This is a genomic window from Saccharopolyspora sp. NPDC000995 (assembly GCF_053599315.1).
The window spans coordinates 23674-31194 of record NZ_JBSFLZ010000090.1 but is presented as its reverse complement, the minus strand read 5'-3'; the positions used below and the strand labels follow the sequence as shown (position 1 = coordinate 31194).

Sequence of the window (7521 nt, the reverse complement as noted above, 5' to 3'; positions counted from 1 at the left end):
GCGAACAACAAGTCGATCTCGTCGTTACGATCGGCTGTCGAGCGATGCATCGCACATTTCAAGAACTGGAAGATACTCGCTACCGGATATCGAGGACGCCTCGCCGAACTCCCCGGAATTGTCCACATCATCACGGCGCTCGAATTCTACCGACTCGGCTGGTAATGCTCGTGAATAAGGCTCAAAGATCCGATTTCCATTGAAATTGCGGAGTGGTCAGGCGCCGAACACGGGTGGCGCGGTCTTGGGCATGTCTTCGAGCCAGATGTCGTCCTGCTCTTCGAGCCACCCGGGTCGCTCGCGTTCCTGGTCCTCGGAGCCTTGGCCGCGCTGACCGGACGCGCTCATTCCGCCAGCGCCGGTGCCGCCGCGTCCGGCCGCGGCACCGGTGCCCGCACCACCAGCGGTACCGCCAGCGGCGCTGAACCCGCCGACTCCCGAGCGGCCACCGGCTCCGAGGGCACCTGCACCCCCGCCAGCACCGAGCCGACCTGCGCCACCTGCGCCGAGCCCGCCTGGCTTACCGCCGCCAGCACCACCGGCACCGCCGCGACCCATTCCCGAGCCACCGCCAGGTCCACCGCGTCCCGGTCCGCCGCCGGGACCACCGGGTCCGGTGCGTCCCGCTCCGGGGCCGGGCAGGTAGCCGACGCCCACGTCTCCATTTCCAGTACGACCGGGAAATCCGCCGGTGCGGAGCCCGGTCAGATCACCTGGCAGCCTCTCCGGCGAGTCATCCGGTGTCCACACGGATCGGGTTTCTGCTGGAATGTTGGGGTTGCCGCCGGTGATGTCGCCAACGTTGGCGACCGAAGGCGTCGAGGGCTGCCCCGTGCCGGTGCGACCACGCGGCCGCACCGGCGGCGGCTCGATCGGCGGAGGCGGCGGAGGAGGCGGAGGCGGCGGAGCGGGCTTGTCGTTGAGGTCGCGGTACGCCGGAACCGAGGTGTCCACATTGGAGTACGTGGGGCTGAACACCCGCCCCATGGTCTCCTGCGCCCCGCGCTCGGCCTGCTGCCGCTCCCGCATCTGCGCCAGCGCATCGATACCGCCACCAACGACTCCGGTCGGGATGCTGGCCAGCATGGTCCGGCCGAAGTGGTGTCCCTCGGGTTCGGGGACCATCGCCTTGACCTGACCGGCGGCCGAGGCGGCTTCCTCGATCTTGTTGCCGGTCAGGTGGAACGCCTCGGAGCTGCTTGACATCCAGTTGACCAGTGGTTCCGACGACTCGTTGGCCGCACGGGCGGCGTCGCCCTCCCAACCGCCCGCGATCGCCGAACCGGCGTTCTGCTGAAGTCTCGGCCCGACTTCCTTTAGCTTGGCGGCGATTTTCCGCCACTGATGGGCGGCTTCGGTGGCCTTGCCCTGGTCGAGCGACTGCTGGTTGGTGTCGTAGAGCTCCTGGTGGCTGTAGGACTGCCAGTTCTCTTGCTGGCTGATCGATGCGGGGTCGAACTCCATGCCGCTGGCCAGCGCGCTGTTCTGCGCCGCGAGCTGTTGACGGAGCTGCTCGTTGCGCTGCTCGGCGGCAGTAGCAGCGGCCTCCTGGGCGTTCTGTTCCCGGGAGTTGTAGCCGAACAGGTCCGCGCCGGTGTCGTAGACCTGGCCCGCGCCCTCTGCGAGGGCGTTACCAACAGTGGAGACACCGTCAACGACGGCACCGCCGACGTCCTTGGCCACACCCCCGGCCCACTCCAAAACCCCATCGATCCCCCAGATCATTTCGGCATTCTCGGCGCGATCGCCTCAGCGATCTTCAACGCCTCCGCACACTCGTCCAAACCCTGGTCGCGGGACTCGCTGACGTCGACAAGGATCACGCCACCACCCGCGTTGAACAACGCTGAGCACATCCGTCCCTGCACTGCGCTCTTGTCGACCGCACTCGCCGCAGGACGTCCATCGATTTCCAGGTGGTCGTACTTCGCCCAGTTGGCCTGCTGCCCGTATGTCTCGACCGTTTGCTCTTGGTTCTTGTAGAAGGTGGCCCCGAACGGCTTGCCATTGAAAGCGCAACCAGGTTCTGAGGAGATTCCAGTCTCAAGCTCGCCAGGTCCTTCGAAGCCAAAGGATTCAAGCTGTTCCGGAGCTAGCAGCGTGCAGGGGTCGACCTTCGAGAGTCCCTCGCTCACCGGCGTCGAACTGGAGGGACCCGGTCCAGCTGAACTCCCGCTGCAACCTGCGACCGACAGCAAGGTCGCACCAGCGAACACAGCGACCACCGACCGAGACAACATCCTCACGCCTGGCTACCCTTCTGCAAGTCCTGACCGATCTGCTCGTCGGTAGCAACGTAATCCTTCGCAGCCTGCCGAAATAGATCGGCCTTTCTCCTTAGCTCATCAGCAAGCTTCAGCAGCAAGTCAGCCGCACCCGTCGACCCGTTCGAAGCCTTCTGACCAAACTTCGTCGCCAACTGTTGCGCCGAGTTGTACGTACCTAAACCTTCAATACGATTGAGCCGCATCGCGGCGCGAGAAAGCCGCTCCACCTCATCGGCCTCACGCTCGTAGACCTCGGCGGCTTTGTTGGCTGCGTCGGGGTTCATCTTCAAGTGCCCAGATGAAACCTGTTGCGACAGCTGGTCGTTCTGCTGCGCGATCGCGCCCAGCGCCGCACCGGCACCGGCGAAGCCGACGGCGGACCCCAAATCCCCAGACAAGTACGCGTCGGCCATCCCGAGACCCCTCCGGCACAGATCATCCAACCGTAGAAACCTTAGCGAACCGGACATCCCGCACACCGGTGGACCCGAAAGATGATCACATGAAAGGGCTGACACCACCCGTTAAGCCTAGCCAGGAACGAAACCCACCGAGCCCGCGAGAACACCAGCACGCCCTGCCGGATTCTTCGAGTCCCGAGCCACAACCGCACCCCCGACGAACGCCACCTCGACACAGTTGGCGCCGTTGTCGCTGTAGCTGAACTTTCGCCACAACACTCGGTCAGGCACCGCCGGCAGCCTTCCCCTTAATCGACCAGGCGAGACTTGATCGCCTCCGCCGACTCCTGCTCGGACAACGCGAACGAGATTAGCTACGGCATGTAGCTGAACTGGGAATCCGCGATCCCTTGCAGGCCGAGGCATGTCTTGCGCCAATTATCGCCTTCTATAAACAGTTACGGCACCATTTCCCCTCGCATGATCTCGACCACAGAAGAGGCCGCAATGTCTGGGAAGCCGTTGGGAGTCGGGCGGAGTCCATGGCCGAACTCCAAGAACTCGCAAGGGAAACCGCGCCACGGTGTTCGCCCTGTGCGAGGAGTTCGCCCTGAGCCAAGAATTCGCGCTGTGCGAGGAGTTCGGCGATCGCCACGACGCACATTGAGTACTGGGGCATGGCCTTCGACGACTGCGCAGACGTCGTCAGCGCATCCGGCAAAGTCCGGGCCAGCTTCCGGTCCGCCGAGGCTGCGCTCAGCCGGTCGTCGCGGCGATCGAACCTGCGTCTCGTTTGGGTTTGAACGTATGCACAGGAGCCGCCACCCGAACTCGCGGGTCGGGCGGCGGCTCCTTTATCAAAAGGGGTCAGCCGAAGAGGACCTCGGCTTCTGCGTAGCGTTCCAGGGGCACCGTCTTCAGCGATGCCGTCGCGTCGCTGAGCGGGACTCGCACGATGTCGGTACCCCGCAGCGCCACCATCTTGCCGTAGTCACCTTCGGTGATCGCGTCGATCGCGTGCAGGCCGAAGCGGGTCGCCAGCACGCGGTCGTAGGCCGTCGGCGTGCCACCTCGCTGTACGTGACCCAGCACCACGGCGCGCGACTCCTTGCCCGTGCGCGCCGCGATCTCCTCCGCCAGCCAGGTGCCGACACCGCCCAGGCGGACGTGGCCGAAGGCGTCCTTCTCCCCCGTCAGGAGCAGTTCCTTGCCGCCTTCCGGGACCGCGCCCTCCGCGACCACGATGATCGGCGCGTACTGGCGTTCGAAACGCTGCTCCACCCAGGTGCAGACCTTCTCGACGCTGAATGGCTGCTCCGGCACGAGGATGACGTTCGCGCCGCCCGCCAGCCCGGAGTGCAGCGCGATCCACCCCGCGTGCCGACCCATCACCTCGACCACCAGCGCCCGGTGGTGCGACTCCGCAGTGGTCCGCAGGCGGTCCATGGCCTCGGTGGCGATGTGTACCGCCGTGTCGAAGCCGAACGTGTAGTCGGTGGCGTCCAGGTCGTTGTCGATCGTCTTCGGCACCCCGACCACCGGTACCCCGTCGTGGGTGAGCTGCTCGGCGACGCCGAGGGTGTCCTCGCCGCCGATCGCGATCAGCGCGTCCACCTGGTTTTCCTCCAGGGTCGCCCTCAGCTTGGCGATTCCTTCGTCGACCTTGTACGGGTTGGTTCGCGACGAGCCCAGTATGGTGCCGCCCCGGTTCAGGATCTCCTCCACCTTGTCGAGGGTCAGCGGCGTGGTCAGGCCCTCCACCGGACCCCGCCACCCGTTGCGGAATCCCAGGATCTGGTGCTGGTGCACCGAAATCCCCTTGCGGGTCACCGCGCGGAGCACCGCGTTGAGCCCGGGGCAGTCGCCACCACCGGTGAGCACTCCGACACGCATTCCAGCCGGCATCGCTTTTCGCCGCCTCCTCTAATCCAGCCTGGACGGGAAGTGATCTGCGTCTCCCCTGCGTCACAGCGTGGCACGAACTGGATCGTTGCAGCAAGTTCCGGGACGTCATACCGGTCGCGGCAGAAGACCGGAAACACCAGCCCGAGGAATCCGGCAAGAACCGGCAAGAAAAGGTGGCCGGTTCCAGCTGGAACCGGCACCTCCCGAGGAGTCTGAACTCACGCGAAGCCGCGCTTGCGGCGGACCTCCTCCATCACCCGCCAGCGTTCGAGGTTGTGCTTGGCGTCGGCCAGGGCGTCGTGCGCGTTGTCCGGCGCAACAGGCAACTTCGGCTTGCCGAGGTCCTCCCAGCGCTGCCGCAGGTCCCGGGTGAACTTCGGGATCCGCGACGGCAGCAGCGGCATCGCGCCCCAGAGCTGGGCCAGCGCCACGTGGTCGTAGGCCGCGTACCAGGCCCACAGCTCGATGTTCCCGTTGCGCGCGGTCAGGAAGGAGTACAGGTCCTCGCGGATCCGGGCGCGGGTACGCCAGCACGCATCGGCGGGCGGCGGCAACTGCGGCAACACGTGCTGCCGAACCCAGGCACCGGCCCGGGACGCGTCGAACTCAGTGGACACCGCGTAGAACTCGCGGCCGGACTCGTCGACCACCCCGATCGACACCAGCTCGATGGTTTGTCCGTCCTCGATGAACTCGCAGTCATAGAAGTACCGCACCAGGTCAGCCTAGGTGGCGGCGGTTGTGGGGCCGGTCGCGGGCCGTCAGCCGGCCTTGGACTGCGGAAGGCGCTCGGCGGGCTTCTGCGTCTTCCAGCCCGCCACGTGCTTGCCCTGCGCGGCCAGGTCGTCCTTGACCTTGGCGGCATAGACGTCCACGTACTCCTGGCCGGAGAGCTCCATCAGGGCGTAAATGATCTCGTCGGTGATCGACCGCTCCACGAACCGGTCGCCAGCCATGCCCTCGTAGCGGGAGAAGTCCAGCGGCGGGCCGACCTTCACCACCACCTTGTGCGGGTACCACATCTTCGATCCGATTGGGTTGACCCGATCGGTGCCGAACATCGCGATCGGGATCACCGGCACCTTCGACTCCAGCGCCATCCTCGCCACGCCGGTCTTGCCCTTGTAAAGCCGGCCGTCCGGGGACCGGGTGCCCTCCGGGTAGACGCCCAGCAGCTTCCCCTCGCGCAGCAGGCGGACGCCGGTGTCCAGGGCGGCCTGCGCGGCGGCGCCGCTGGAGCGGTCGATCGGCACCTGCCCGACGCCGGAGAAGAAGTACTTCTTGAACTTGCCCTTGAAGCCCTTGCCGGTGAAGTACTCGCGCTTGGCCAGGAACGTCACCCGCCGCGGCATCATCAGCGGCATAAAGAACGAGTCGGCGACCGCCAGGTGGTTGCTGACCAGGATCGCCCCGCCAGTGGTCGGCACGTGCTCGACGCCTACGACCTTCGGACGGCAGAACAGCTTCATCAAGGGCCCGAGCAAGAAGTGCTTCATCACCCAGTACAACACCGCTGCGCCGCCTCCTCGCCCCGCGAACTTCTCCTGCTCAGCCTACGGAGCCCCGAGATCCGGCACAACGCGGCCTCGCTGTCGGCGATCTCGCCGTGCGATCGCGGATGAACCGCCAAGGCCGCCCCGCATGTCGGCCGCGCATGCGACGATGAGGCGGTACTGGCTCGCCGATGCTGTTGGGAGGCTGCGGTGCCCGTGCTCCCCGGTGCCGAACCGTTCGACCACGACGGATCGGAAGACATCGGTGTGCTGCTCTGCCACGGTTTCACCAGCACTCCGCAGAGCATGCGGGCCTGGGGTGAGCACCTGGCGGCGGAGGGGTACACGGTCCGCTGCCCGCTGCTGCCGGGCCACGGCACCCGGTGGCCGGATCTGAACCGGACCACCTGGCTGGACTGGTACCACGCCGCCGAGGCCGCGCTCGCCGAGCTGCGCGACCAGTGCCGGTCGGTGTTCGTGTTCGGCCAGTCCATGGGCGGCACGCTCTCCCTGCGACTGGCTCAGCGACATCCCGAAATCGCCGGGATCGTGCTGGTCAACCCCTCGGTGACGACGCTGCGCAAGACGGCCCGCCTGTTGCCGCTGCTGAGCCGGGTGTGGCCGGCGGTCGGCGGGATCCCCGGCGACATCGCCAAACCCGGCGGCTTCGAACTCGCCTACGACCGGTTGCCGCTGCGCGCGATGGCCAGCCTCCAGCAGCTCTGGGGGATCGTGCGCGGCGACCTCGGTCGGGTGCGCCAGCCGCTGCTGCTGTTCCGGTCGACCGTCGACCACATCGTCGAACCGGTCAACTCCGCGATCGTGCTGGACGGCGTCGCAAGCGTTGATCTCGCGGAGGTCGTGCTGGCCGACAGCTTCCACGTAGCGACCTTGGACCATGACGCGCGGGCGGTGTTCGCCGGTAGCGTCGAGTTCCTGCAACGAATCCACCGCGAACGGGCCGAGGAAGTCGTATGAACACGCGCCGCGACAACCCCGACGGGCCGGAGGACATCGACGCCGCATTCGCCGAGATAGTCGCCGACCTGGAGCGGGACTCGACGTTCGCGCGGTGGCCCGAGGACGGCCCCTCCGGCCGCGCCGCGAACACCGCGAGTGCGGTCTCGGACGCGGCCGAAGTCGAGCCGGAGCCCGAGCGCGACGCGGGGTCGCGGGACTGGACGCCGCAGCCCGACGAGGAGGAAGAGCACTTCGTCCCGCCGGAACCGCCACCGCTGCCCACCCCGCGCATCACGACGCTGCTGGGAATCGCGGTGATCGCGGTCGGCGTGCTGATACTGCTGGTGCCCGGCCTGGCCTGGATGGCCAGCTCGCTGTCGATACCGCTGGGGTTGGTGCTGATCAGCGCGGGCATCGGCTGGCTCCTGCTGCGGCTGCGCCAGGGCCCGCCGAACTCGGGCAACGACGACGGAGCCCAGGTCTGACGGAACCCGC

At 66.9% G+C, this 7521-nt stretch carries 10 protein-coding genes; 3 read left to right on the top strand and 7 right to left on the bottom strand.

The window, feature by feature from the left end; translation table 11 throughout:
• The first annotated feature begins 15 nt into the window (after positions 1-15).
• On the top strand, positions 16-165 hold the full coding sequence (locus ACWDKQ_RS25110) for a hypothetical protein (protein ID WP_450141211.1): 150 nt from the start codon (positions 16-18) through the stop codon (positions 163-165).
• A gap of 51 nt (positions 166-216) precedes the next feature.
• Here ACWDKQ_RS25110 and ACWDKQ_RS25105 read toward each other — a convergent pair whose 3' ends face one another.
• From ACWDKQ_RS25105 to ACWDKQ_RS25075, 7 genes are all read right to left on the bottom strand, one after another.
• On the bottom strand, positions 217-1725 hold the full coding sequence (locus ACWDKQ_RS25105) for a PPE domain-containing protein (protein ID WP_450141206.1): 1509 nt from the start codon (positions 1723-1725) through the stop codon (positions 217-219).
• Positions 1722-2240 carry a DUF3558 family protein gene (locus ACWDKQ_RS25100; protein WP_450141210.1) on the bottom strand — a complete coding sequence of 173 codons (519 nt, stop codon included), beginning with the start codon at positions 2238-2240 and terminating at the stop codon, positions 1722-1724. The genes ACWDKQ_RS25105 and ACWDKQ_RS25100 overlap by 4 nt, the downstream gene beginning before the upstream one ends.
• Before the next feature lie 2 nt (positions 2241-2242).
• Complete coding sequence (locus ACWDKQ_RS25095; RefSeq protein WP_450141205.1) at positions 2243-2680, bottom strand: hypothetical protein; 438 nt, start codon at positions 2678-2680, stop codon at positions 2243-2245.
• A 117-nt stretch (positions 2681-2797) separates the two neighbouring features.
• Positions 2798-3094, bottom strand: a complete 297-nt coding sequence (locus tag ACWDKQ_RS25090; RefSeq protein WP_450141204.1) for a DUF397 domain-containing protein — start codon at positions 3092-3094, stop codon at positions 2798-2800.
• A gap of 441 nt (positions 3095-3535) precedes the next feature.
• Entirely contained in the window at positions 3536-4561 is a 1026-nt protein-coding gene (locus tag ACWDKQ_RS25085; protein WP_450141209.1) for a 6-phosphofructokinase, read from the bottom strand.
• A gap of 230 nt (positions 4562-4791) precedes the next feature.
• Complete coding sequence (locus ACWDKQ_RS25080; protein WP_450141203.1) at positions 4792-5289, bottom strand: polyadenylate-specific 3'-exoribonuclease AS; 498 nt, start codon at positions 5287-5289, stop codon at positions 4792-4794.
• A gap of 45 nt (positions 5290-5334) precedes the next feature.
• On the bottom strand, positions 5335-6084 hold the full coding sequence (locus ACWDKQ_RS25075) for a lysophospholipid acyltransferase family protein (protein ID WP_450141202.1): 750 nt from the start codon (positions 6082-6084) through the stop codon (positions 5335-5337).
• Between the two features lie 192 nt (positions 6085-6276).
• Here ACWDKQ_RS25075 and ACWDKQ_RS25070 point away from each other — a divergent pair, with 192 nt between their 5' ends.
• The gene (locus ACWDKQ_RS25070; protein WP_450141201.1) at positions 6277-7044 is read left to right on the top strand and encodes an alpha/beta hydrolase; all 768 of its coding nucleotides are present in this window, start codon (positions 6277-6279) and stop codon (positions 7042-7044) included.
• The gene (locus ACWDKQ_RS25065) at positions 7041-7511 is read left to right on the top strand and encodes a DUF308 domain-containing protein (protein ID WP_450141200.1); all 471 of its coding nucleotides are present in this window, start codon (positions 7041-7043) and stop codon (positions 7509-7511) included. Before ACWDKQ_RS25070 ends, ACWDKQ_RS25065 begins: the two co-directional genes overlap by 4 nt.
• Positions 7512-7521: the final 10 nt, after the last annotated feature.